Raw genomic sequence first — 26,580 nt, 5'->3', positions numbered from 1 at the left:
GACAAATAAAATAATTGCACAATGAGTAAATTTGCACAATGAGCAACTTGTTGTTATGATTATTTTCATAGAGCGAATGAAACATGAACTTGTTCTTCATGCTTTACACTACTTTTCAGCAAGAGGAGGTGAACGCACGAGCGGAGCATAATGACCACACGAAATTTGAGGCATTTGAAGAAAGAAGCCACAGAAAGAGCACTTGCCGGAACGGCATTTGAACTCACCATTGAACATGGACTCGACGGTTTTACGGTCGAAGAACTCGTGCAAAAAGTGGGATGTTCCCGCAGAACTTTTGCGAACTATTTTACGTGCAAGGAAGAAGCTGTCGCGAGAGGAGCGACCTCGGTTCCGAATACAACGGAGCTTGAGCATTTGCTTACAGAAATTCCCGACAACGCCTCTCTGCTTGATGTACTGTACAATCTGATCAAAATGCAACTTACAACCGAACTCATAGGAAGATTGCATCAGCTTGTAGCCTTATCTCAGACTTATCCTGTACTTGAACCGCACTACCTCGGGGCCATGCACCAGATGCAGACACAAGCTCAAGATACGCTGCTGGATTTGTCTAACGGAAAGTATGATGAGGTTTATACTTATCTTCTCATTAACGCTATATACGGTACCATACTGCCATTAATTGACGGAAGATTGAATGTGCTGCTGCCGGGACAGACCATGTCTGAGGACACGAAGGCTGATGCAGTAACGTTTGATCAATTTTTGGAGAGTGTGTTTGGACGTTTGCGAACAGGTTTCGAGTAAGCTAACCATCCATATTCATCTTAGAGGGAGTGTAAATTACAGAAATGTCTACATTATTATATAAAATAGGGAAAACTGCTTATCGCAAACCTGGATATTTCATCTTAGCGTGGGTATTGATTCTGGGTATTGTCATCTCCATGATTAGCATCAACGGGATTCACATCAGTTCTGAAATGAAGATTGAAGGCACAGAGTCACAGAAGGTGCTGGATCAACTAGCCAAAGAGTTGCCGGCTGCCTCTGGCGGTCAAGGAAGTGTTGTGTTCAAAGCGCCGGACAACGAGCGTTTGGATACGCCTGAACGTATAGCTGCAATGATGAAAGGGGTTAGTGAAGTATACGGATTAGACAAAGTCATTAACCCCGCAGATTATGCAGCTGAAGCGAGCGCTTCCGGAGCTACCGCTGAGATGGCTCAGGCACAGAATGCCCAGGCTGCCAACATGGCTCAATCTCAAGCAACATCTCCTCCTCCATATGGCCCTCTAATGGTGGAAGGTGTTCCTGTACCGGGTGTACTTATCTCTTCGGATGGCAAGATTGCCCTGTTCCAATTCCAGTTCACGATCGAGCAATCTGCCATTACACAGGATGTGTTCGATTCCGTTATTGATTCCGTCATGACGGTAGAGCAAGGAACCAACATCACCGTGTTACCGGGCGAAACGCTCAAATCGGTATCCATCGGTGTAGGATCGGCAGAGATTGTCGGACTGGTTATTGCCGTGATTGTATTGCTGATCACCCTTGGTTCCGTCGTTGCAGCAGGTCTTCCTCTGATCACCGCACTCCTCGGCGTTGCTATTGGCGTAGGCGGAGCGTTCTCGATCTCCAAATTCATAGAAATGCCTAGCGTCACATCGGTTCTGGCTCTTATGGTTGGTCTGGCCGTTGGAATTGACTACGCTCTGTTCATCGTCAATCGCCAGCGTCGCATGATTATTGATCAGCGCCTGAGTGCACAAGAGGCGACGGCAAGAGCCATCGGTACATCAGGCAGCGCGGTATTCTTTGCCGGATTAACCGTTATTATTGCACTCTGCGGTATGCTGGTCATTGGACTCACGTTCTTGTCTACGATGGCATTGGTTGCTGCTGCGACCGTGCTCATCAACGTATTCATTGCCTTAACTCTCTTGCCGGCATTGCTTGGGTTGGTTGGTGAACGCATCTGTTCGACCAAAACTCGCGAGAAAAGCACGAAGAATCCTAAAGCGACTAACCACGGAATTGCTGACAAATGGGTTAAATTAGTTATCAAACATCGCTGGGCTACCATTATTGTCATTATCGTCGTTCTCGGATTTGCTGCAACACCGATCACCAAGATGGATATGGGCATTCCCGGAGCTTCCTCAGCGAACCTGGATACTGCCGCAAGACAAAGCTATGATGCAATCTCTGAAGGCTTCGGAGAAGGTTTTAACGGCCCCCTTATTCTGGTCGCAGAACCTCAGGACTCATCCGCTAAAGTTACGCCAGAGCTCTTGGGTGGTCTGGTGATGGAGCTCCAAGGTCAAAATAACGTTGCACAGGTTACACCGCTCGGTATGACAGAAGATCTAGCGATCTTTAGTCTCATCCCGGAAACAGGTCCTAACGATAAAGTCACTAAGACGCTGGTTAATGATCTGCGCTCGGCAGATTCGAGTATCGCTCAGACATATGATGTGAAGCTTGGGGTCACTGGACTTACAGCCGTTAATATCGATATGTCAGCCAAACTGGCGCAGGTGTTCCCGATCTATGTAGGAATTATCATTCTACTATCGCTGATTATCCTGTTACTCGTGTTTCGTTCAATCATCGTTCCGATTAAAGCAACCATCGGTTTCCTTCTAAGTATCCTGGCTACTTTCGGGATTACTACAGCTGTATTCCAATGGGGCTGGCTTCATTCGCTCTTTGGTTTTGATACCGGCGGTCCACTACTAAGCTTCATGCCGATCATCGTCACAGGTATCCTATATGGCTTGGCAATGGACTACCAGGTCTTCCTTGTTAGCTCTATGCGAGAATCATATGTACATGGTCATAGAGGTACCGAGTCAGTTGTTCATGGCTATAACCAGGTAAGCCGCGTGGTTGTTGCCGCAGCGGTGATCATGGTCTCGGTATTTGCAGGATTCATCTTCACGGATGATGTCATGATCAAACAAATTGGATTCACACTAGCTGTGGGCATTCTGATTGATGCCTTCGTCATTCGAATGGGTCTGGTGCCAGCAATCATGGCGATCTTTGGTGACAAAGCCTGGTCGCTTCCGAAATGGCTGGATCGTATCTTGCCGAATCTGGATGTCGAAGGTGAGAAGTTGATTGCTACACTTAGCGCCGAAGAACAAGCAGATTCCAAGTCTCAATCCAAGTAATACTGCCCATAGAATGACGGTGTAAAATACTGCAAGGCCTCCTCTCTTATATAGAACAGGAGGTCTTTTTTTCTTTAATTTCATGACGCGGTTATCTCTTCAAGTACTTTATGATAAAGTAGCGACTCCATTCGATCCCGTTCAATACATAACTCCTCGCGTGCACCTTCTATTGCATTCATATACTCCGGAAGCATGCAACAAAAAAAGCCGCTTAATAGCGACTTTTCATAGCTTAACCTAGAGCGTAAATCGACGAACCAGTTGTTGCATATTCTCAGCTGTTTGGGATAGTTGTACAGATGATGCGGATATCTCCTCCATTGCGGCCATTTGCTCTTGGGCTGCCGCCGAAGTCGTCTGGGCACTATCTGCCGACACTTTAGAGATATTAGACATCTCGGCAACGGTAGCAGAGACTTGTTCTGTACTTGCTGACAACTGTTCTGAAACAGCAGAAATATCCTGTATTTGACCCACAATATGCGTCGTATATTGTTCAATGCTGGTTATGGTTGCAGAAGCTTCTCTGCTAATGCGTATTCCTTCACCGACTTGGTTGCGAACTTTATCATTCATAAGCGATGTGGATTTCCCGATCAGATCGAGCATTTTGCTCATTGTTGCACCAATCTCGTCCGCACTTTGTTTGGATTGTAGAGATAACGTGCGTACTTCACCTGCAACGACAGCAAAACCCTTCCCGTGTTCTCCTGCTCTGGATGCTTCAATGGAGGCATTCAGCGACAGCAGATTGGTTTGCCGAGAGATATCGGCAATAGCTTCGTTCATTCTATTGGCTTCTGCAGATAGATTGGACAACTCGTTAATCAATGCTGACGTTTCTTCAACAGCTCCAAGAATGTGTTCCATTTGTTCACCGACTTGGTTAATGGTTTTTCCTCCGTTTGCGACAGCACGTTCCGTCGCTTCGGCCGAATTTACAATTGCACTGGCTGATTCCGCTATTGTGCCAATGCCTCTCGCCATCTCTTCCACTGCGTTTGCAGTTTGTTCCGAATTCTCAGCCCCAATTACAGCTGTTTCGGCAGTCTGCTGCATGGTTTCAGCAACATGCTGTACCGATACGGTGGTTTGTTCTGTGCTTTCCTGTATCATTCGTGAAGAGTGACTTAGCAACGACGATGTCTGATTAAGTTCGGTAACAACCGATTGCAGTGAAATGGTCATTTGATCAAAATCATTGGCCAATAGACCAAATTCATCTTTGTTTCGGAGATTAACACGTTCCGAGAGATTACCTTCTCGTACATTGCGGGTAGCCGTTCGCAGTTTTTTCATAGGTACCATAAAGGACCTCAGAATAAAGAAAATAATGACGCCGGCGATCAGTACGGAAATAATAATTACAGTTAGACTCGTTACCAGAATTGGTTTGGCAGCAGCGATAAAATCTTCATGACCCATCAAAGCAATAACATTCCAACCTGTTAATGCATTGACACCGTTATAAATATCCACATCGTACTCCAGATCAGTTCTTACATATTTGGAGAATGCTATGGGTTCGTCGGGACTTGAAGCCGTATTAGGCTGGAGCGGAATTCCGTCAACAAGTGCTCCACCGAGTTCTCCTCCTCCACCCATTTCAACAATTGCACCAGACCAAGCCGCGATGGTTCGATTGGCGTCGACAACAATCAGACTTCCATTGCCTCCAACATCCACATGAGATAGTTCTTGTGCTAATGGGGCCAGATCAAGTTTAATACTTGCTACACGTTGTCCATCTGAGAGTGCTTTGGATATCTCCACATAGATATTCTCTGTAACCGGATCTTTCATGATATCCGAAAAATAGAGTGACCCATTATTGTTATTCTTACCATGTGTATACCATTCCGTGGTGCGTGGATCGTATGCTGCTTCCTCGATCTCTGGAGTAGCAGTATAACTCCCCTGTTCGTCGCCCACTGTAATGGCAAGTATATCAGGATATGTATTAGCTAATTGATTGATTTCGTATTGCATGGCTTCGCTGTCCGCCAGGGTAGACGCAGAGCCTGATATACGGTCTATATAGCTCAATAATTTCGCTTTTTCCCCCACCAGATTGTTAATATGCTGCCCTGTCATGGTTATTATGGTGTTGATCGGTTCGGTCATTTTTTGTTGAACTTGATCTTTGGCACTGTAATAGGAGAAAAATCCGATAAGTGCAGTTGGGATAATGAGAACAGCCAGGAAAGCTACAATGAGTCTGGTACTCATTAAACGTAAAACTGACCCTCCTTTCCTATAAAATGATCGTTCATTCTTTTCTTGTTTTACTTTTTTCACTCTCAAAATGTATCGCCCTCTCTTCGTTAATCTCAAATAAGACAACAAAAAAAACCCATATATATACACACTCAAAGAAACTTTGAGCATAAATACACATAGGTTTTGCCTGAAAGAAATCAGTAACAAGCCTTATTTGTCTAGTATTATATCACAATTAAATAAGTATTTGTAACTTTTCCTATAGTAAGACTGAGTTAGCTTTGCATTCTTCGAGAGATTTATGAATGATTTGAAGCGCTGGGCATACGTTCTTTATATTCGGTGGGACTGAATCCCGTATACTCTTTGAACACTTTCGAGAAATAGTGCTGATCACTGAACGACAGCAGATCGGATAACTCCTTGAATTTCATGTCCGGTTGTGATTCCATCAGGCTGCAAGCTTCCTGAATTCGAAGCCGGGTGTAATATTGGACAAACGTATAATCAGTGGCATTCTTGATCACTCTGCTGACATAAGAAGGACTTACGTGAAATGTCGTGGCGACATCATTAATAGACAATGATGAGTATTTATTCACTTTAACGTATTCATCAATCTGCTCGAACCAAAGCGCTTGGCTTTTACGAACGGGGGATTGCAGCATATCAAAACACTGCCTGGTCCATTCAATGAGTTCCCGGCAAAAATCAGCATACGTCTGTGCCTCGTATAGCTCACTCGCCCGAAGTTCAAGACTGAGTCTCATCCCCGAACCCTGTTCTTCGTATAGATGAGCGAACGTGTCAACTACTACCCCAACAAACCTTTCCACCTCTGTCACATGAACATTCTTCTCGGACCATCGATTCAGCAGCTCGGATAGTTTGAGAATAAATTTTTCTTTTCGACGAGCCTGTATCATTTGCACAAAAGCACATTCCAGCACCGAATCCAGACAGCCTGTCTCTGCCCTTGCCATCGACACGGGATTACTCGTATCCAGTGCTAACCCTTGTTTCATTCGTTGCTGTGCAGACATGAGCGATGACATCCGGTGATAGAGTTCAGGCAGATTGTCAGACTCAGCGAGCAGCAGTTGGCCGCCAATGATTGCATGCATGTCATGAGCAACCAGATGACGTCGCAATGCTTCCAGACACTCATGTACGGATAAATACAAGTCAATTGCACTCTTGTTGACGAAAACAATATATTGATACGCAGCATGACTTGTGTACACTCGACATGCATGCGTTATGAAAAAATTATGCAAGATCGCTTGAAGCTTCGGCTGCTCCCATCGTTCATGCCCTGTAGTGAAAGGTTGTTTGCTTATAAGGATCATCAATTGACTGAATAAAGGAGGAAAGTCCTCTCCTTGCTTCGCTTCCATGTCCGATTGGGGATAGATGATGTTCTGCAAATCCCGCAGGCTCTTCGACATTTGTTGATCTAGCTGGTCAATGACCCGGCCCATGACCTCGTCCAGAGCCTCTCGTTCCACTGGTTTCAGCAAATAGTCGAACACTTGTAGGTTCAACGCTTTTCTGGTGTATTCGAAATCACTATACCCGCTAATCAGAATGACCTTCAGATCAGGATTGATATGCTTTGCTTGCTCGATCAAGGACAGGCCATCCATCTTGGGCATTCGAATATCGGTCAGGAGCAGATCAATGGATCCCTGCTCAATGGCTGCCAAAGCCTGCTCTCCATTCGTTGCCGTAGCAACGATACGAATCGGATAGGTTAGCGACTCCAGGAGCATTTTAATATTACGCAAGATCGGTTTGCTGTCCTCCACAATCATGACGTTATACATCCGCTGTCCCTGCCTTCTAGTAGAATTCCTTCGTCAATGAGCCGATGATTTGAACGGTTGCACCATGCTCTTCTTCCGTATGATTGTTGAATATGTTAATAAAGAGCCGGTTGTTATACATCAGTTTCAGTCGATTCACACTGTTCATGATACCCATGTTACCGAGAGCTGTTGGTCGATTGGCTTGTTGATCCAATCCAGAGCCGGATGTCTGAATTCTGTTCAGAATCTCCCTGATCTTGTCCGGCGGAAATCCTTCTCCGTTATCCTTGATCTCCAGAGCCCATAAGTCGTTATATTGCTTCACAGTAATCTGAATACGCCAAGGCGGCGCAGTGTTGGCAAAAGCATGTTCAATGCAGTTTTCCACAAACGGCTGAATGACCAATCGTGGCAGCCGTATTTCGCTTGCCAGCTCATCTGCACGAATATCCCATTCCAGATCTTCCTCATACTTCTGCTGTACAAGTGATAAATAATGCCTGGTGTGCTCCAGTTCTTCGGCCAAGGTCACATGTGCATATGGTGAAGATACAATATAGCGCAGGCTGTCCGAGAGGTGTTTGCACATATCCGATACCACTTTAGTCTTTCCCTCCTGTGCAGCAATGCTGATGAGATACAGGACATTATGGATAAAATGAGGGGCAATCTGAGCTTGTAGCGCCGAATTACGTGCCATGATCTCTTCATGCAATGCCACTTTTTCTCGATCAATGGATTGCTGTAATCGTTCCATTAGATCCTGAAAGGCTTCATTCAACAGCAGCAGGTCGTTATTCTTAGGCATTTCATCCACTTTAAGATTCATATTGCTGTAGTTCATGCGCCAGATCTGACTGCGGAGCTTGCGGATGGGGAGCAGCAGATTGCGTGTCGACAGGAAGATATATACAAATGAAACCAGCATCAGTGCCGTAATTAGCAGAATCGACAGGGTCTGAACTGAATGGATCGAGCCGAGTACCGATTGTTTGGGTGTGATGATATACGTGATCCAGCCAGTGTTGGGTGATGTGGAATGCGTGATATAATTGTTGTCTTTGTCGACATCCAATCCCTCGCCAGTTATGGGATTGGTCCACCGTAATAACAGTTCTGCACTCGCCCCCGTGCCAGTCATCTGCTCTCCTTGCTCATTCAGAATATAGACCTCTCCAGCGGTGATGCCTCCAGTCAGGTTCTGTATATAGACCTGATCCATCTGAATGCTAAGGTAACCGTATACCTTGCCATTCTGATCATTGATGGTGCGAACAAAGGAAATGGTATCGTTCTGGCGGAGCAACACAAAGCCGGTTTCCGCCCACCCTCGTCCCACACTGCTGCTGTCCAGCATGCTACTCAAGATTGCCGGCGGATTGCCTGAACCCAGATAGGATGTAAGCAGAACGCCTTGTTTGTCATAGATCGACATGTCCTTCATATTCATACTGGGCCCGATGGCCTGAAACATGATGTCTTTCAAGATCCGAATCTGCTTCAGTCTTTCATAGTTGCTAGGGGTTAAGGAGCTTTTTTCCATCGCTGCAAAAATATCTTTATTAGACAAAATTCGCTGCGACATCTGATTCTGTTGTTCCACATAAAGGTCGACCTGCTCTCTTACCTTCGTAGCTGTTACGAGTGTATCCTGTTCCGTTTTCTGCTTGAGGGGCGAATAACTACAATATTTACATAGACGATAAAGCAGCCCAGCACGAACAAAAGCAGTGCCAAAAACATCAAAAACACCTTGGTTTGCAGACTGAATTGAGTTGCTCTATGTATGAATTTCGCCATCCTGCGACCAGACCCCCTGTTCTGATATGATGTCATATCCCAAATCATTTATGACCTACTGTATCATGTGTCCTTATGAAATGATAGCGATTTCAAGTTCAGGATTTTACACCTCAACGTTCAAGCACAGACATGTACTGGAGAGATAAAAGAATCTATAATCGGACTTGTAAACGGATTCACCACATGTTTTAGAGGGGGATTTCACATGAAGAGACTTTATAGAAAAAAGGCCACATCCGTTATTTTGGCTAGCTTGTTATGCATTTCGTTAACCGCTTGCGGAGCGGCAGGCACGGATTCCGATTCATCTGCTGGGGGAGACAGCAAAAGCAGCAAGGTGACACTGGAACTCGCGATCTCCAAAAGCTCACAGGACTCTGCTTTCATTCAACAGGACATTCTGGATGAATTCGAGAAACAGACAAACATTCGCGTTAATCTGCAGCTGATTCCAGCAGAACAGACGACAACCGTCTTACAAACCAAGCTGGCCGTGGATGAGACACCTGATATCATTCAGTACAATCTGGCGAGCGCCGTCACGGATCTGAACCTGGAACGCAACTTCGAGATTCTGGATGACGAACCCTGGGCAAGCCGAATTGTGAACAAAGACGTACTCTCCTCCGGCGGTCATATCTACAGTTTCCATGTCAGCCAGGATACAGGAATGCAAGGTGTCGTTTATAATAAACAGATTTTTGAAGAACTGGGCTTGTCCATTCCAACCAACTACGAAGAATTTTTGGCCATTTCCGAAAAAATCAAAGCGAGTGGCATTACGCCTGTATTCATGCCTTACAAAGATGCCTGGGCTGCCAACATCTGGCCTGCTGCCGCTTTTGCAGACTTCGTAGCCAAGAATGAACCGACGTTCTTTGAAGACTTGAACAGTAACAAGAAGAAGTGGTCCGACATCCCGGAATTCCAAACGTTCCTCGAACAACAATATCAAGTGTACACCAAAGGTTACACGAATACCGACGTACTCAGCGACAGCTATGACATGGCCGTAGGTAAGTTCCTGAACAAGGAAGTAGCCATGATGTTTATGGGTGACTGGCTGATTGAAGGGGTTGCCGAGCAAGATCCAAGCATGGAACTGGGTGTATTCCCGATTCCCTCGTCTGACAATGCAAGTCTGGGTGCAAGCCCACTCGGCGGACAACTGTTCATTCCTAAGAAATCCAAACATCTGGAAGAGGCCAAACAGTTCCTCGACTATATCGCCTCCAAAGATGTAGCCCAACAGATCGTGGACTCCAAAGGGTATGTATCCAATTTCAACGACGTTACAACTCCAGAGTTGCCTGCCTATAAGCAGGATATTGTAGACAATTACATTACGCCTAAGAAAACGGTACTGACCACGGATGCTTACATGCTGGTCGATCGCAGCGAACTGTACCGATTGTTACAGGATCAATTTGCAGGTGGACTGTCTCCGGAAGAAGTACTGAAAGCCTGGGATGAGAAGTTCAGTCAACTGATGCAGGACAAAGGCGTAGCCGGTTTCTAAAGAGTGAAATACAAGGCAGTATAACATGAAGAAATGTTATGCTGCCTAGCTATAACGGAGTGTGAGACATGAAAAGGACCAAAAACTTATATTCGTATTACATGATATTTCCCGCATTGATTATCTACTCCATCTTTTTCGTCGTGCCTGCTATCGCTGGTTTCTACTATTCATTCACGGACTGGCGACTGGATCGGCTGGAGCTCAAGTTCATCGGTTGGGATAATTTCAGGAAGATTTTCTCGGACAAAACGCTGATTCTGGCGCTGCAAAACACCGCCATATTTGCGATCGTCACAGTAGTTGGCAAAAACGTTATCGGTCTATTGTTGGCTGTAGGACTTAACATGCGATTAAGAACCAAAAACCTGTTGCGGGCTATCTTCTACTCCCCTTCCATACTCAGCATTCTTGTGATCAGTATTCTGTTCACGCCCATGTTGCGTACAGAAGGTACAATTAACAATTTGCTGGAAGCCGTAGGCTTACATTCATTAAGCCAAGCTTGGCTAACCAACCCTTCCATTGTCATCTGGACGATTGCCATCGTCTCGATCTGGCAAAGCGCCGGGTTCCAGATGGCTATCTATCTGGCCGGTCTGCAGTCCATCTCACAGGAGTATTACGAAGCAGCCAAGATTGATGGGGCAAGCTCGTGGAGAAGTTTTTTCAAAATCACACTGCCACTCTTGCTGCCAGCCATCAACATTAACCTGATGTTGACCTTGATCGGTGGACTTAAAGTATTCTCGGAAGTCTACGTCATGACAGGTGGTGGCCCAGGTAATGCTTCCCAGGTCGTGGGTACAATCATCCTGCGTTCCTTCGGTGAAGGCAACTGGGGACTTGGTACTGCGGTCAACACACTTCTGTTCGTCGTTGTAACGATTATTGCCATACCGCTATTGGTCTTCATGCGGCGTAAGGAGGTTACGGAATAATATGGGCTACACACGCAAACTCGCCATCCGCAACTTTATTGTGGAAGGTTTCCTGATCCTGGCCTCCCTGGTCGTCCTGTTACCCCTTGTCATTCTGATCTTGGGTTCATTCAAAACCAGTGCCGAAGTGCTCAGCTTCTCCCTGAGTCTGCCTGACACATGGCAATTCTCGAACTATGTTCGCGTCTTCCAGGAAGGCGGTCTGTCGCGAGCATTTCTCAACAGTATCTTGATTACAGGCGTTTCATCTATCATTAACATCGTTGCCTCTTCGGCAGCGGCATTCATTCTAGCACGTCGGGAAACCAAATTATCGGGCACCATCTACATGTATTTCTTCATGGGACTGATTGCACCGATGTCGATCATTACGACTATACGTGTCGTACAGGGATTGGGATTCTACGGCAGTATTACGAGTGTCATTCTGATCTATGCCGCTCTGAATACGGCATTCAGCGTATTTTTGTACAGCGGCTTCATCAAAACCATTCCAAGAGCGCTGGATGAAGTGGCGTTCCTGGAAGGTGCAAGTGTGTTCGGTGTGTTTTTCCGCATCGTGACCCCACTCATTCTGCCTGTTAACGCAACGGTAGCGATCATGGTCTTCATGTCCGTGTGGAACGACATCACTATTCCGGTGTACTTCCTCACAGACAGCTCCACCTGGACGATGCCACTCTCCATCTACAATTTCTACGGGAAATACAGCCGGGACTGGAACCTGATCTTTGCCAATCTCGTGCTTACTTCATTGCCTGTATTTATTCTCTATTTATTCGGTCAAAAGTACATCGTCAGCGGCCTTACAGCCGGTGCAGTTAAAGGGTAAAAATAGCAGACTTAACCCCCCACCAGAACTGGTGAGGGGTTAAGTCAATATCCCGATCAGAAAGTGGTCTGAATACCCATATATCCACTTTCCACCAGCATTCAATCAGGTTATCCGAAACCATATTACGTCAATTTCGTTGGATGCTGACGTCGTAAGGTCATAAGCGTTAAGGATACTGCTAATACCATAAGGATAACCCCCAGCCATTGAAATCCCGTTATACTGAACGAATCCCCCATGACCATTCCAATCAATAGTGATGACAAAATGGTACCCATATATCTGGACGTATTAAAAATACCCGATGCCACACCAATCATTTCTTTCGGGGTATGGTTGAACAAAGCTGCTTGCATCCCCACACTGTTCAACCCATTACTAATTCCAAATATAACCAAGGGCAAGATCACATTCATTATTGGCGAATTTTCATCCAATGCCACAATCAAAACGGAGCCAATGATCATCAACATGGCTGAAACGATTAAAGCGGGACGAGGCCCTGATCTGCCAATCCATCGTCCAGCGACTGGAGAACTAACGAGCGAACATAAACCCAACATCAGCATGACCATTCCTGTATGGGCCACATCCAGATGACGCACCTGCTGTAAGTAAGACGGCATTCCAAAAAACAAGGTGTAGAACAGAAGATTAACGAGCATAAATTGTACATTCACCCAAGTCATTTCAGGATATTGAACGAATGCCCGGAGCGGTATAAAGGGAGTAGCCGTGTTTAATTCTTGGCGTACAAACATGGTTAGCGTTACCATACCTACCCCATGGTCACCATGTTCCATAAAGATATATGACCGGTTGACTTGACTGAAAGTACCCCAATTAGCAGCGTCACCAGAGCTATGGTAAACAACAGGATACCCGGTATATCAATCGATGCTAGCCATGAACGATTGGCTTGATCTTGAGGGGATTGAATGGGTTTATCCTTGGGAATGTTCCTCCAGGCAAACCAAAAACTTGCGGCTACAAAAGGAACATTCATCAAGAATATGCTGGGCCAACCCCACCAGTGAATCAATAAGCCACCAATAAATGGACCGATTGCGGCAGCACCAGACAGGAACATCGCCAATATCGATATGGCCATCGCCTGTTTTTCAGTAACGTAGATTCTTACAATCGCCATTCCAACTGCAACCATCATGCTCGTACCAATGGATTGAATTACTCGGAAGATGATGAGATACGAGAAGCTCGGTGATAATGGGGCCAACATCGATGAAACAAAGACGACAACCAGACCCATGAGAAATATTTTTCTGCGTCCAAACAAATCACTACATTTGCCCATGACGGGTTGAGCAACAGCACTCGCAATATAGAACGAAAAAATTATCCATGAGACCGCTGTATAATCCAGTTGATACACTTGTTGTAATCTTGTAATGGCTACAGAAATCATGGAAGAGTTTAATGGATTCAACATGATTCCCAAGCCTACAGCTAGCATTAACCATTTATTTTGAGCTTTCATTGTATGATACCTCCTTCTACTTCTGCTATCGTAATCGACATTTCTTATTTATTCCAACGCATTTTATGTTATGATTTGATGACTCAGAAGGAATGAAAGAAGGATACTCTATGGAACTTCTACAACTACAATATTTTCAGATCTTGGCGCGATGTGAGCATGTTACAGAAGCGGCAGGAATGCTGCATGTCACACAATCTTCACTAAGCAAAACGTTACAACGATTAGAAGATGATCTTGGCGCACCTCTATTTGACCGAATCGGAAGAAAGCTTAGATTAAACGATTATGGAAGAGCCTTTCTTCGCCGAACGGACAAAGCCTTATTTGAATTGGAACAAGGAAAACAGGAAATTGCAGATCTGACCCATCCGAATCAAGGTACCCTCCAGTTGGCAGTGACCACCGCGAGCACATTACCAGGCATACTCCAGGAATTCCGAAAGAAAAAGCCCAATATTCAATTTCATGTACAAATGGTTACATTAAAGGAGTTGTCTACCCTTCTGCATCGAGGCGATGTCGATTTTGGTCTATCCTCTCCTCCTATTCAAGGGGATGGAATCGAATGTCAGATTCTTTATGTAGATCCTATCGTAGTCGCCGTTCCCCTTAGTCATCCATACGCGAATCGAAGCAGTATATCTTTAACAGAACTTCAGGATGAATGGATTGTAGGCGTCAAGAAAGGTTACGGGGTCCGTGATCAGATAGACTCCATCTGCGAGGCCGCCGGATTCGTACCCAAGTATGTGTACGAGGGAGACGAACCTGCACGATTAATCGCGCTAGTAGAAGCAGGAATTGGTCTCGCATTCATACCAAGTACAGCAAGAAATCCACTAATTCGCGTTAGATACCTCCCTTTGGAGGACCATCAACTGAAGCGTGAGATTGCTTTGATGTCACACAAACGCAGATACATCTCTATAGCAGCTTCAGAGTTTCGCAATGTTGTTATAGACTATTTCAAAGACATGTCACAAGAGAATCATTACACTTAATGACTTAGTCGATCTTTAGGATAAAGCTTGAATTGTATAATAAAAAAGCCGCCATAGGCGACTTGAAAAAGAATATTATATGTTAATTTGTATCAGTGCGATTCCTTATCATACAGATTCGCAGGTAACACCTGCACAAAGGGTGACCACTCGTTTGTTGTATAGAGATGAAGTCGGTGCATTGCCCGCGTACACGCTGTATATAGAAGCTTGCGGTCGTATTCCTGACTATAGGCTTCCGGGGAAGCATCATAGATCAAGACCGCATCGAACTCGACACCTTTGGCGAGGTAGACAGGAATAACCATGACTCCCTTTTCAAAGATCTGTGTCTCCTTCGTAATAAGCTGTAGAGCATCGCCTCCTTGAGTTCGTAAACCTTCATAGGCTTGTCGGCTTTCGGCAGCGGTCTTCGTAATCACAGCGATAGAATCGAATCGCTGTGTCTGGAGCGCCATAATGTCTGCCAAAATCTGAGTATCACGCTGCTTCTCATTACCGTTTATTCTGGTCAGCAGAGGTTTACGATCCCCCCTCTCAAACGGCCTGATCTCTTCCCCACCTGGCAACATGCCCTTCGTGAACTCAACAATCTCGCGGGTCGAACGATAGCTGCGTGCAAGCCGGATCACTTTGGTTTCAGCTTCTCCATATAGCTGAACGAGCGGTGATTCGGATGCCGCTATATCGGTAGCCTGCATAAAGATCGCTTGCCCGAAGTCGCCAAGCACGGTCATACGGGCATGAGGAAACAGCTTTTTGAGATATTCGTATTGAAACGCCGAATAATCCTGACCTTCATCCACGAAGACATACCGGATTTCCGTATTTGTCCGAACGCCCTCGATCAGCTCTTTCACATATAGATAGGGAGTAGCATCCTCATGAAGTAGCTTATTCTGGAGCATCATTTCCTTCGTCTGTCTGCAAATCTCTGGCCAATACGGTGGGGCAACCGCCCCGTTGGTTTGCTTCGAATATGTGGATTCATTAACAAATAGTTGTTCATATATGCCTTTCACATCCACAAACATGAATTTTCTCACACCTTTGTGGAGCGGTTTAAATATATTTTTCACCAATTTTCGGCGAAGCAGTTCTTCTTCCCTTTCTGCAAAGTCAAAGGCACCTTCATCTTGTACATGTCCGTTACTCCCGTTCTCTCGGGCTGCATATTTCTCTGCGACATCGAATACGGACTTTTCTTTGTGCAACATGCCGAAAGCTTCCACATATTCATCCGTGTCCAGATAGTTCAGTTCTTCCTGAACCCAGTCCGCTTCCCGCTCCAGACGTTCCAGTGAAGCAAGTTCCTTCAGCAGCCATTCCTGCAAAAGAAGGATACGATTGGACAGCGACAGTTGAGGATTATAACTATAGAATTGTGCCTTCATTCGATCCGCAGTAATGAACTCGCGGCCCCGAAAATGAATTGCGTTGAACTGCATACCTTCTTGTCCAAGCCATACACCATAGTTCTGCAAAGCCTGCAGAAAAACATCTGAAGCCTTGTATTGGATCGCCTCAAGACGCGCACCATACCCCGGATCTTCCTTCTCGGTTAGCACATATTCAATCTGATCAAAGGCATCTTCGGGTCTCAAAGACGACTCCAACCAATAGTTCAGATACTCCTGGAACGTCGTCTGTTGCATGTTCTCTTCACCAAGCTCCGGAAGTACAGTCGAGATATAACTTGCAAACATCGGATTCGGCGAGAACAGTACAATCTGATCGGCTTTAATGGTCTGACGGTGCTTATATAGCAAAAAGGCCACTCGCTGCAACGCTGCTGAGGTTTTGCCGCTGCCTGCGGCTCCCTGTACGATCAACATCCGACTTCGGTCATCACGAATGATCGTATTTTGCTCCTTCTGAATCGTAGCTACAATGCTTTTCATCTGAGAGTCTGCGCCTTTGGCAAGCACTTGCTGCAACAGCTCGTCACCAATCGTTTCATCCGCATCAAACATGCTGTGAATCTGTCCATGTTGAATCTGAAGCTGTCGTTTGAGCTCCATCGTACCTTCAATTAGTCCTGTCGGTGTGTCATAATCTGCTGACCCTGGAGAATGATCATAGTACAAGCTCGCAATCGGGGTCCGCCAGTCATAGATAAGAAAGTTCAACCCATCTTCATCCAAGAAGGAGGAAACACCAATATATATCTGTTCGGTGAAAGAGATACCCCTTTCCTTGAAGTCGATACGACCGAAATAAGGGGTCGGGAGCAGCCGATTTATATTTTTCCATTGCTGTACTAACAGCCTGTGTCCGCGCTCCCTTTCGGCAAGTACCCTCGACTGTTGATTGATTGTATAGAATGCATCTTCAAAATCCGTATACGAGCCTGTGTTAATCGTAACTTCTTCCCAAAACCGTTTACGAATCTCTGCAGCCTGTTCATGCAGTCCGGCAACCTTCGGCTCCAGCTCGTCGAGTCGTGCCTGAAGTTTGTTCCTCACCTGCAACAGTCTTTCTTCTTCCAACTTCCATTCGTTTGCTTCTACCATGAATGAGTCCACTCCCTTTTCCATTTATTAGGACCAAAAAAGAGCATTGACAAATCGGAATGTCGGATGTAAAATTAAATTAGGATAAATAATGATTAATCCTTTATTATCAATCGAATTGTCAATCGCGCTATAGATTATATCATGGCGTTATTTTTCGTTCAATCCTTTTTTTATCTCTGTCTGAGTTGAATGATTATTATATTGAAGGAGATGTCCCTTGAGCATTGAACTGGGGGCATCTTTTTTTATGCCCTGGGCATGGGTGTATACCCTGAATGGGCTATAAGCTATACACCCATTTATATATTAGATAGAATGAACGAAACATGAGCTATGACATGATGCTTTTTAGGAGGAATATACGAACGTGAACATACAACCTGTGGAGGACCGCTGTCCGGTTGAGTTTGCAGTGAATATGATTGGTGGGAAGTGGAAGTTATTAATTATAAATCGGCTCATCCGCCATTCAACCATTCGATTCAATGAATTGCAGAAAATGCTTGACCCCATTACGCATCGCACGTTAACCAGGCAATTACGAGAACTTGAAGAAGCCGGTTTGATCAACCGTGTTACCCACCCCGTAGTTCCACCTAAAGTCGAGTATTCCCTGACTGAGAAAGGACAAAGTCTGACTTCGATTCTGTTTCAACTAGGTGATTGGGGATCAAAACATATGTAACCACCTTCCCATAGTATCTCAAGGGATACTTTATATCATTAATGTGCGTACTTACGCTCCCATTCTTAATCCGTTATGCTGAGGTCAATGCTGAGTATTAACTCATCCATTCCAATCACGATTTGAAAGGAAGTTATTGACCACTATGACACACAATGATCGATTTTTAGTATATGGAGCATCGGGTTCACAAGGCGGCGCTGTCGCCAAATTACTCGTTCAAAACGGTTGTGAGGTGCGCACGATTACTCGAAACGAGGAAACGGCAAACACGCTAAAAGAACAAAACATTGAAGCCTTCCTCGGGGATCTGTCAGATGTTGAACGACTCCATGCAGCACATGAGGGTGTCACGAAAGTATTTTTGAACCTGCCTGTCGAGTTCAATCCGAATAAGATTAGACAATACACCAAAAACGCAATTGGCGCTGCTTTACAGGCAAACGTTAAATTGATTGTGGTTAACACAAGTACCTTTGTTCCTGGCCCCATCACCCAATCAACAGGAATTGAATTGAAACGTGAAGTTATCCACGAAGTACAGCAAAGTGGTCTTCCATATATCATTGTGGAGCCCATTGTATATCTGGAAAACTTCCTGATTCCCGGAATATTGAATAATGGCGTTTTGGCCTACCCGGTACCTGCAGACAAGCCGATCTCCTGGATTAGTTTAAACGATGCAGCTCAATTCCACTACTATGCCTTGACTCATTCGGAACTGGCAGGAAGCATTATACCAGCACCCGGATTGGAAGCCCTGACAGGTGCACAATTAGCCGAACAATTTAGCGCTTCACTGGGCGAAGACATCAGCTTTATGTCTCTACCTTTTGATCATTTTGAAGCAGCGATTCAGCATTTATTGGGAGATGAGACTGCAGCAGGTCTTAAAGGATTGTATCAGTGGATCGATGGACATACAGATCTTCTTCCGCGGTACCATGAACTGGATGAGAACATCCAAGCAAATCTTCAATTAACCACAATGAGTGAATGGATTCATCAAACCATGATTAAACAATAGTATTCATTTGTAGTCATCGCTTCTCCTACTATTTAAGAACAAGCCATTTGAACCTCCAACGGAGATACGAATGGCTTGTTTTTTCATATGCGAACCTGCATATAATCAACGGAATCTAAGATTGTGAGAGGATTAGGCAAGTTTATGATAGAAATGTGGTATAGGTTAGTTCATTCGTTATGACATAATACAATATAAATAGGTCATCCATAAGTGGTTATAATATAACTTAAAATAGAAAGGTTGGTGCATTATATGGAATACGTAAAACTGGGTAATACAGGCTTGGATGTGTCCCGATTTTGCTTGGGATGCATGGGATTTGGAGACGCGAGCAAGTGGGTGCATCAATGGGCACTTAACGAAGAGGACTCTCGCCCTGTCATCCAAAAAGCTCTTGATTTAGGGATTAATTTCTTCGATACAGCTAACATTTATTCACTTGGTACAAGTGAGGAATATCTAGGACGAGCATTGAAAGATTACGCCAATCGTGATGAGGTAGTCATCGCAACCAAAGTACATGGACAGATGCATAAAGGACCCAATGGGTCTGGTCTTTCCAGAAAGGCTATCATGAGTGAGATCGATAAAAGTCTCAAACGACTGGAAACCGATTATGTAGATCTGTACATCATTCATCGCTGGGATTACAACACCCCTATTGAAGAAACGATGGAAGCTTTACACGATGTGGTGAAATCCGGAAAAGCAAGATATATTGGCGCTTCAGCCATGTTCGCATGGCAGTTCCAAAAAGCATTGCATGTGGCTGAAAAGAATGGTTGGACCAAGTTCGTCTCCATGCAGAATCACCTCAATCTCATATACCGTGAAGAGGAACGAGAGATGCTGCCTTTATGCAAGGAAGAAAAGATCGGTGTAACGCCTTATAGCCCTCTTGCATCAGGCAGATTAACACGGGACTGGTCCGTAACCACGCATCGATCCGAGACCGACGCGGTTCAGAAATCGAAGTACGATGCAACTAGCGATGCCGACCGAATGGTTGTGGAGCGAGTAGCCTCCATGGCAGACAAGTATGGTGTACCTCGGACTCACATTGCCCTAGCCTGGTTATTACAAAAAGATACGGTTGCCGCTCCGATTATCGGAGCCACCAAAATATCGCATCTGGAAGATGCTGTAGGTGCACTATCCGTTCAGTTGGCCCCGGAGGACATTGCATTCCTCGAAGAACCTTATGTACCTCATGCTGTTGTAGGTGCTCAGTGAGTGCTCTGGCTTTAATACAGAAGCCCCCATTTTCCACAGTTGGAAGATTGGGGGCTTCTCTCTGCTTGGATCATTTAATCCTTTATTTGCGCCAAAATGTTGAACAATCTGCTTTATCCGTTATATTAAACTCGATCATTCTCTCCAGTAAGGTAAAATCAATGGGCTGATTCCACTTCATACGAATTAACTCTTTGGTGTGCTCATAACCCGCTTTAACGATATCCTCCGAGAAATGGTTCATTCCAGCCTTCTCAGGAGCAACGGCCAAATGTTTCTTGGAGACGCTAAAACCAATAATAAAGGTATCATGATCGGTAAACATCGGCTGATTCCAAGCGATTTTTTGCTTTAAACTCGGGAATTTTTCAGTGATCCAATTCAAGACTTCTTCTGTCCGTGCCTGATGTTCCGGGTTATCGATGCGTGCCAAGAATTCTGCAAAGTTCTCCATTATACCCCTCCCTATACTAAGAAATATATATTATTATTCATTCCACTTCTTCTCCTGATTTTATGAAATGAACAATACAATTCACTCCTATTCTATCACGAATATGTAACTTCAAAACCCCTTCGGTGAAAGTTCAACTCATTGTTTAGAACGTCACAATTACTTTCCCCTGAGAGTGACCGGTCGATACTTTCGTTAATGCCTGATTAATGTCTTCCATTTTATAGGTAGAATCTATTGATGGCTTAATGTTTTGTTGTACGACAAGATCTGTGATTTCCTGTAGCTGTTTTCCATTCGCCTGTACGAACAAAAAATGATATTCATTCTGATTATTCCGTGCCAACATGTCCATACGTGAGCCTACCAAACCGAACAACAGCTTTTTCCACAAGGGAAATCCCTGTTCGACCGCAAAACGATAGTTCGGTGCAGCTTTGAGTGATACCAGTTTGCCTTGAGGTTTCAGGATACTCAGCTCTGCTTTGATTTCCTTCGCTCCCAAGGTATCAATGACGTAATCTATACCTGATAACAGATCCGCATAGTTTTCCTCTTGGTAATTAATAAACCGATCAGCACCAATCGACATTAAACGAGATCTGCCTCGTTCGCTTCCGCTTGTGATCACATAGAGCCCCATTGATTTCGCGATCGGAATCGCCATGGCGCCCAAACCACCTGTACCTCCAGGAATGAAAAGCTTATGATTAGGCTGAACATGAAGTACGTCTTGAAGTGCTTGATAAGCAGTCAAGGCTGTAAGAGGCACAGCTGCCGCTTCATTAAAGGATAACGTATCAGGCATGATGGCTATCGCCTTTTCATCAACGGCTACATACTCGGCAAAAGCTCCAATGTGGCTCATCGGCAATCTCGTATATATAGGGTCGCCCACATGAAAATTCTCGACGTCATTTCCGACAGCCTCAATGACACCAGATAATTCATTTCCCATAGTTAAAGGAAACGTATAGTCATACATCATTCGAATACTTCCATTACCAATCAGGATGTCGAGTGGGTTCACACCTGCTGCTTTTACTTTAACAAGAACTTCATGGCTCTTTATTTCAGGTACTTTGACTTCATTCAGCTCCAGTTGAATTTCTTTTGAATATTTGCTCAATTGAGCTGCTTTCATATTCTGTCTCTCCCGTGTAGGTTATTTATACATCAAGCACTAACTTCAATGATCCATAATGGATTTGAATATGGCGTAAGGTTTTAGCTTCACCTGTACGCCATTATTCATCCTCTAATCCTTTAAACTATCCAATCACCGGATAAATAGGACCTCTGATATTGAAATTGTAGTTCTGGTCAACAATCCCTACTACTTCGTTGCTGTCATACAGTTCAACCATAAAGCCTGCCATTTCCTTGGCTGTGTGGTATTTGGACATATTTGCTTTGTAATCAAAATCTTCAGCATCGATTGATTTTTTTACGAATTCGGTTTCTGTGATGGCTGGTGCCAGAATCTTGGCTTTAACTTTCGCACCTTTCAGTTCAAGCTCTTTCGCCAATCCTTCGGTAAAGGCACTAACATAATATTTAGATGCAGAGTATGCAACACTGCCAACAGCAATGGTATATCCGAGCGCGGACGAAACGTTAATCAACTGAGTTCCCTCTACATCAGCGTAATTTCGTACGTATAATGTGGATAGAATCGTCAAAGATTCGATGTTAACACGCAGCATGGTTGATACTTTATCCAGATTCTGATCTGCCACCAAAGAACCTTCGCCAAGCCCTGCATTATTAATCCATGTCTCAATGTCATATTCAGTTAAGTGGTTATACAGTGTGTGTGCATGATCCGGAACAGAAAGGTCACTCGTACGAACGATGATATCTAAATCCGGATGGTTCGTATGAATCGCTAATTTCAGCTCTTCTAATTTATCCAGTCTTCTAGCTACCAAAATCAAATTTTTGCCACGTGCTGCAAATGCCAATGCTGTCTCATATCCAATTCCTGAACTTGCTCCTGTGATCACGGTATATTTCATTGTATTCTCTCCTTCGATGGGTGAACTGGGATAACACTAAAGATTTGAGAACGATCGTTCAACTTATGGTAAAAAAATAGTTAGATCTAACTTGAGTTTAGTATATCAATTGTAGAACGATCGGTAAAGTATTTTTTTATCCACTTTATTTCAGTGATCTTTCTCCATCTAAAAAGAGATATACCAAAGAAAGCAACTGTCGTAAGCGACAGTTGCTTCTTCTTGTCTACAATTATTATTTGAAACAATGACCATGCATCTTACATTGTGCTGATATCAATAACGAATCGATACTTCACGTCGGAAGCAAGGACACGTTTGTATGCTTCGTCAATCTGGTCAGCCGAGATCACTTCAATGTTAGGAGCAATATCATGTTCTGCGCAGAAATCCAGCATTTCCTGTGTCTCACGGATGCCACCAATCATGGATCCTGCGAATGAACGACGATGACCGATGAGAGAAAATACGTTGACTGCCAATGGCTCTGCAGGTGCACCCACGTTCACGAGCGTACCATCCAGCGTAAGCAGTGAGAAATACGCGTTAATATCAATATTCGCGCTTACCGTATTAATCATGAGATCGAACGTACCCGCAAGTTTCTCGAATGTTTCTGGCTCACTTGTGGCATAGTAATGCTCGGCACCAAATTGCAATCCATCTTCCTTTTTGCTCAAGGATTGGGACAGAACAGTTACTTCTGCACCCATTGCATGTGCAATTTTGACAGCCATATGACCCAGGCCACCCATACCCACAACAGCTACTTTTTTACCTGGGCCAGCTCCCCAGTGATGCAGTGGTGAATATGTCGTAATCCCGGCGCAGAGCAATGGTGCAGCAGCATCAAGCGCAATGTTATCAGGAATTCGAACAATGAAATCCTCTACGACGACAATGTGAGATGAATATCCGCCCTGTGTAGGCTCACCGTATTTGTCTACCCCGGCATAGGTAGGAATATTTCCTTTGAGACAATATTGTTCTTCACCTTTGCGGCAGTTCTCACATTCGCCACATGAGTCAACCATACATCCGACCCCTACTCGATCACCGACTTTGTATTTGGAGACTCCGCTTCCTACATCCGTTACAATTCCCGCAATCTCGTGTCCAGGAACGAGTGGATAATTCACAGGGCCCCATTCACCGTGGGCAGTATGAATATCAGAATGGCAGATGCCGGCATATTTAATCTCGATTAATACATCATTCGTATCCAGATCACGCCGTTTAATCTCAGCACTTCGAAATTGTTGGTCTGGTCCGTCAACTGCTCTGGCTTTAGCTATAATCAATGGTTAACCTCCTAGTAATTTAGAGTTCAAAATTAGTTTACTCCCTATAGTTAACTCTAGGTCAAATGTTTATATTATTTTTTCCTCACCCACTTTGACATATAGCCATACACCATGATAGAATTCACTCGGATCAACCCTAGAGTTAACTCGAAGTCTATCCCCCGTTGAAAGGATATTAATGAAGATGACCTATTCAATTAGTGAAGTTGCTAAGAAATTGGACCTTACCGTATATACATTGCGTTACTATGACAAGGAAGGGCTAATGCCTTTTATAGAACGCACCACGAGCGGAACACGATTGTTCAAAGACTCGGATATCGATTTTCTAAAAATCATCCAATGTTTGAAAATGACCGGGATGCCAATTAAGGATATCAGGGATTTTATTGAATGGTGCTCTGAAGGGGACGCCACCTTGAAGCAAAGATCTGATATGTTTAACGAGCGTAAAGCCAGCGTCGAAGCACAGATGGAAGAGTTACGTAAGACGATGGAAGTTATTGAACATAAATGTGACTACTATAGGATGGCGCTGGAAGCCGGAACGGAACAGATTCACAAAGTCAATAATATTGGAAGTCGCATGACCAATTAAAAGATGTCACTATACTCTGTCTGTCCTCATATGGAGCAGATCTATAGGAAAAAGCTAGAAGTCCTCTAATGGATTTCTAGCTTTTTCGCTTTTTTTGGTGCAAATTCACGACTACATTCGTTTTCCCTCGACCTGCAATCCGTTTAGCAACTTTCCCTCTTGTCCTAGAGTCGACTATAGCCTTTATACTTTCTCCAAGATAATAATGATTAAGGAACAGGAGAAAATAATGACTAGACGTAACCATTTACTAATTTTCATACTCGCCACGGGTGTCTTTGGCATTATCAACACCGAGATGGGTGTGATTGGGATTTTGCCTGCGCTTGCCGATCATTTTGATGTTAGTGTGTCCAAAGCGGGATTGCTTGTAAGTCTTTTTGCCCTTTGTGTCGCTATTGCTGGTCCAACCATGCCGCTATTGTTCTCTGGTGTCGATCGAAAAAAGGCCATGTTGCTTGTACTTGGCGTGTTCATCATAAGTAATATGGTCTCCATCTATACGTCCAACTTTACGCTTGCCCTCATTACTCGTGTCATCCCGGCTTTCTTTCATCCCATATATTGTTCATTAGCGTTCACCATAGCAGCAAGTACCGTTAGCCGTGAAGAAGCGCCAAGAGCTGTTTCCAACGTTATGATTGGTGTATCTGCCGGGATGGTTATCGGTGTACCCATCGTCAGTTTTCTTGCTGAGTATCTAACTTCCGTCACGAATGTATCCTTGAATATGATTAGCATGATGTTACTCATCTATGGGGGTGCGAATATTATTGGGAATATTGTGGCTGGGAGATTACTTACGAATCATGCCATTAAATCTGTAGTTATTTTTCCTTTTGCGCTAGGTATAGTCTACATCTTCTTATTTTGGTTCGGGCAGTTTACCATTCCAATGATTATTATCACCTTCGTATGGGGGATATTTGGTGGTCTTGGCGCGAATATTAATCAATATTGGATGATGACTTCTGCCCCTGAAGCTTCCGACTTCACGAATGGTTTATTCTTAACCTCAGCGAATCTGGGAACCACACTGGGTGCCAGCCTTGCTGGATTGTTAATATTGACGATGGGCACGCCATATATGGTAATCGCAGGAATGATATCTTTAGTATTGGGTGCTGTATGCATAGGATTAAGAAATAATATGAACAAAACGATAACCTAGTATGTGGTTCACACAATGGGAATGATCATTCTATTACGTCAAAAAAATAATGCATCAATGTTCCAAAAGTTTCATTGATACATTAACAATCCGGTTTAATTTCTCTTTGTCTATCGAGGTTCTTGCCATGGCTCTTATACCAACAGATATATTATGAAGGTATTCTGCCATTTCTTTGGCATCGCGATCAGAGGAAAACTCTCCATCTCGTTGTCCCCACAAAATAATCTGCTCAAACATCTGCTCTGCCGATGTGAATAGTTCAATAGATTTGGTGTCCACATCCGTATCCCGTGGGGCCAGTTCTACCGCTGCATTTACGATTAAACAACCCGATGGCACATCCTCTGATTCGCTAATCATAAAACCAAAAATTTTATGCACAGCTTCTACCGCTGTCTTGGACGCTTTGACTTCTGCGAGCAGTGTCGCGTTGATTTTCCCAATGTAACGATCCACTGCTTGCAGAAACAGCGAATGTTTGTCATCAAATGTATCATATATACTTCTGCGATGAATTCCCATATGTTCAACCAGATCACTCATCGATGTTTTCTCATAACCCTGTTCCCAGAAGATCTTCATTGCTTTATCCAACACTTCATTCACTTCAAACTCTTTGCTTCTAGCCATGTCCATTCCCTCCCCAGATTAATGTATCACAACGGGAACGATCAGTAAATAATATACGCACTGACTTGTCTCCTATCCTATTCACATCAGATGATTGCCTAATCCTGTTATTTTTTTACGAATGGAGTCCATATCGGATAGAATATCATTATGATGAT

20 protein-coding genes and 1 pseudogene are annotated in these 26,580 nt (G+C 44.2%); 11 read left to right on the top strand and 10 right to left on the bottom strand.

Annotation, left to right across the window (positions count from 1 at the left end):
* The first annotated feature begins 174 nt into the window (after window positions 1–174).
* Entirely contained in the window at window positions 175–774 is a 600-nt protein-coding gene (locus C0Q44_RS23715; protein WP_258166521.1) for a TetR/AcrR family transcriptional regulator, read from the top strand.
* Window positions 775–818: 44 nt separating this feature from the next.
* A complete protein-coding gene (locus C0Q44_RS23710) occupies window positions 819–3,149 on the top strand; it encodes an MMPL family transporter (protein WP_105409671.1) in 2,331 nt (776 codons plus the stop codon).
* Window positions 3,150–3,389: 240 nt separating this feature from the next.
* Here the strand turns inward: C0Q44_RS23710 and C0Q44_RS23705 are convergent, their stop codons facing one another.
* The 3 genes from C0Q44_RS23705 to C0Q44_RS23695 all read right to left on the bottom strand — a co-directional run bounded on the left by C0Q44_RS23705 (window position 3,390) and on the right by C0Q44_RS23695 (window position 8,783).
* Window positions 3,390–5,381 carry a methyl-accepting chemotaxis protein gene (locus tag C0Q44_RS23705; RefSeq protein WP_181151149.1) on the bottom strand — a complete coding sequence of 664 codons (1,992 nt, stop codon included), beginning with the start codon at window positions 5,379–5,381 and terminating at the stop codon, window positions 3,390–3,392.
* 290 nt (window positions 5,382–5,671) lie between these two features.
* Window positions 5,672–7,198, bottom strand: coding sequence for a response regulator transcription factor (locus tag C0Q44_RS23700; RefSeq protein ID WP_105409669.1), 1,527 nt, complete (start codon window positions 7,196–7,198; stop codon window positions 5,672–5,674).
* Between the two features lie 16 nt (window positions 7,199–7,214).
* Complete coding sequence (locus C0Q44_RS23695) at window positions 7,215–8,783, bottom strand: sensor histidine kinase (RefSeq protein WP_258166520.1); 1,569 nt, start codon at window positions 8,781–8,783, stop codon at window positions 7,215–7,217.
* Window positions 8,784–9,188: 405 nt separating this feature from the next.
* Here C0Q44_RS23695 and C0Q44_RS23690 point away from each other — a divergent pair, with 405 nt between their 5' ends.
* The 3 genes from C0Q44_RS23690 to C0Q44_RS23680 all read left to right on the top strand — a co-directional run bounded on the left by C0Q44_RS23690 (window position 9,189) and on the right by C0Q44_RS23680 (window position 12,275).
* On the top strand, window positions 9,189–10,502 hold the full coding sequence (locus tag C0Q44_RS23690; protein WP_105409668.1) for an ABC transporter substrate-binding protein: 1,314 nt from the start codon (window positions 9,189–9,191) through the stop codon (window positions 10,500–10,502).
* 68 nt (window positions 10,503–10,570) lie between these two features.
* Complete coding sequence (locus tag C0Q44_RS23685) at window positions 10,571–11,443, top strand: carbohydrate ABC transporter permease (protein WP_105409667.1); 873 nt, start codon at window positions 10,571–10,573, stop codon at window positions 11,441–11,443.
* 1 nt (window position 11,444) lies between these two features.
* Complete coding sequence (locus C0Q44_RS23680) at window positions 11,445–12,275, top strand: carbohydrate ABC transporter permease (RefSeq protein WP_105409666.1); 831 nt, start codon at window positions 11,445–11,447, stop codon at window positions 12,273–12,275.
* Between the two features lie 125 nt (window positions 12,276–12,400).
* On the opposite strand, the pseudogene C0Q44_RS23675 reads toward C0Q44_RS23680, so the two are convergent.
* Window positions 12,401–13,776: pseudogene (locus C0Q44_RS23675) on the bottom strand (MFS transporter).
* Window positions 13,777–13,886: 110 nt separating this feature from the next.
* Between C0Q44_RS23675 and C0Q44_RS23670 the strand changes: the two are divergent.
* Window positions 13,887–14,780 carry a LysR family transcriptional regulator gene (locus C0Q44_RS23670; protein ID WP_105409665.1) on the top strand — a complete coding sequence of 298 codons (894 nt, stop codon included), beginning with the start codon at window positions 13,887–13,889 and terminating at the stop codon, window positions 14,778–14,780.
* 92 nt (window positions 14,781–14,872) lie between these two features.
* Here the strand turns inward: C0Q44_RS23670 and helD are convergent, their stop codons facing one another.
* Window positions 14,873–17,293, bottom strand: coding sequence for an RNA polymerase recycling motor HelD (gene helD, locus C0Q44_RS23665; RefSeq protein WP_105409664.1), 2,421 nt, complete (start codon window positions 17,291–17,293; stop codon window positions 14,873–14,875).
* 370 nt (window positions 17,294–17,663) lie between these two features.
* Between helD and C0Q44_RS23660 the strand changes: the two genes are divergently transcribed.
* From C0Q44_RS23660 to C0Q44_RS23650, 3 genes are all read left to right on the top strand, one after another.
* Window positions 17,664–17,981, top strand: coding sequence for a winged helix-turn-helix transcriptional regulator (locus C0Q44_RS23660; protein ID WP_105409663.1), 318 nt, complete (start codon window positions 17,664–17,666; stop codon window positions 17,979–17,981).
* Window positions 17,982–18,126: 145 nt separating this feature from the next.
* Window positions 18,127–19,008, top strand: a complete 882-nt coding sequence (locus tag C0Q44_RS23655; protein WP_105409662.1) for an SDR family oxidoreductase — start codon at window positions 18,127–18,129, stop codon at window positions 19,006–19,008.
* Between the two features lie 255 nt (window positions 19,009–19,263).
* Window positions 19,264–20,244 (top strand): aldo/keto reductase, encoded by a 981-nt coding sequence (locus tag C0Q44_RS23650; protein ID WP_105409661.1) that lies wholly within the window; start codon window positions 19,264–19,266, stop codon window positions 20,242–20,244.
* Window positions 20,245–20,326: 82 nt separating this feature from the next.
* On the opposite strand, the gene C0Q44_RS23645 is transcribed toward C0Q44_RS23650, so the two are convergent.
* From C0Q44_RS23645 to C0Q44_RS23630, 4 genes are all read right to left on the bottom strand, one after another.
* The gene (locus C0Q44_RS23645; protein WP_105409660.1) at window positions 20,327–20,698 is read right to left on the bottom strand and encodes an iron chaperone; all 372 of its coding nucleotides are present in this window, start codon (window positions 20,696–20,698) and stop codon (window positions 20,327–20,329) included.
* A 145-nt stretch (window positions 20,699–20,843) separates the two neighbouring features.
* Window positions 20,844–21,842, bottom strand: a complete 999-nt coding sequence (locus tag C0Q44_RS23640) for an NADP-dependent oxidoreductase (protein WP_105409659.1) — start codon at window positions 21,840–21,842, stop codon at window positions 20,844–20,846.
* 127 nt (window positions 21,843–21,969) lie between these two features.
* Window positions 21,970–22,716, bottom strand: a complete 747-nt coding sequence (locus C0Q44_RS23635; protein ID WP_105409658.1) for an SDR family NAD(P)-dependent oxidoreductase — start codon at window positions 22,714–22,716, stop codon at window positions 21,970–21,972.
* Between the two features lie 260 nt (window positions 22,717–22,976).
* Window positions 22,977–24,017 carry an NAD(P)-dependent alcohol dehydrogenase gene (locus C0Q44_RS23630; protein WP_105409657.1) on the bottom strand — a complete coding sequence of 347 codons (1,041 nt, stop codon included), beginning with the start codon at window positions 24,015–24,017 and terminating at the stop codon, window positions 22,977–22,979.
* 187 nt (window positions 24,018–24,204) lie between these two features.
* Here C0Q44_RS23630 and C0Q44_RS23625 point away from each other — a divergent pair, with 187 nt between their 5' ends.
* Both C0Q44_RS23625 and C0Q44_RS23620 read left to right on the top strand, forming a co-directional pair.
* The gene (locus tag C0Q44_RS23625) at window positions 24,205–24,618 is read left to right on the top strand and encodes a MerR family transcriptional regulator (RefSeq protein ID WP_374955140.1); all 414 of its coding nucleotides are present in this window, start codon (window positions 24,205–24,207) and stop codon (window positions 24,616–24,618) included.
* 229 nt (window positions 24,619–24,847) lie between these two features.
* On the top strand, window positions 24,848–25,789 hold the full coding sequence (locus C0Q44_RS23620; RefSeq protein WP_105409655.1) for an MFS transporter: 942 nt from the start codon (window positions 24,848–24,850) through the stop codon (window positions 25,787–25,789).
* Between the two features lie 54 nt (window positions 25,790–25,843).
* On the opposite strand, the gene C0Q44_RS23615 is transcribed toward C0Q44_RS23620, so the two are convergent.
* The gene (locus C0Q44_RS23615) at window positions 25,844–26,422 is read right to left on the bottom strand and encodes a TetR/AcrR family transcriptional regulator (protein ID WP_105409654.1); all 579 of its coding nucleotides are present in this window, start codon (window positions 26,420–26,422) and stop codon (window positions 25,844–25,846) included.
* Window positions 26,423–26,580 lie beyond the last annotated feature (158 nt).

Source organism: Paenibacillus sp. PCH8 (assembly GCF_002968835.1).
GTDB lineage: Bacteria > Bacillota > Bacilli > Paenibacillales > Paenibacillaceae > Paenibacillus.
Note: the sequence above shows the minus strand (reverse complement) of the source record. Positions and strands in the feature narration are given on the sequence as shown.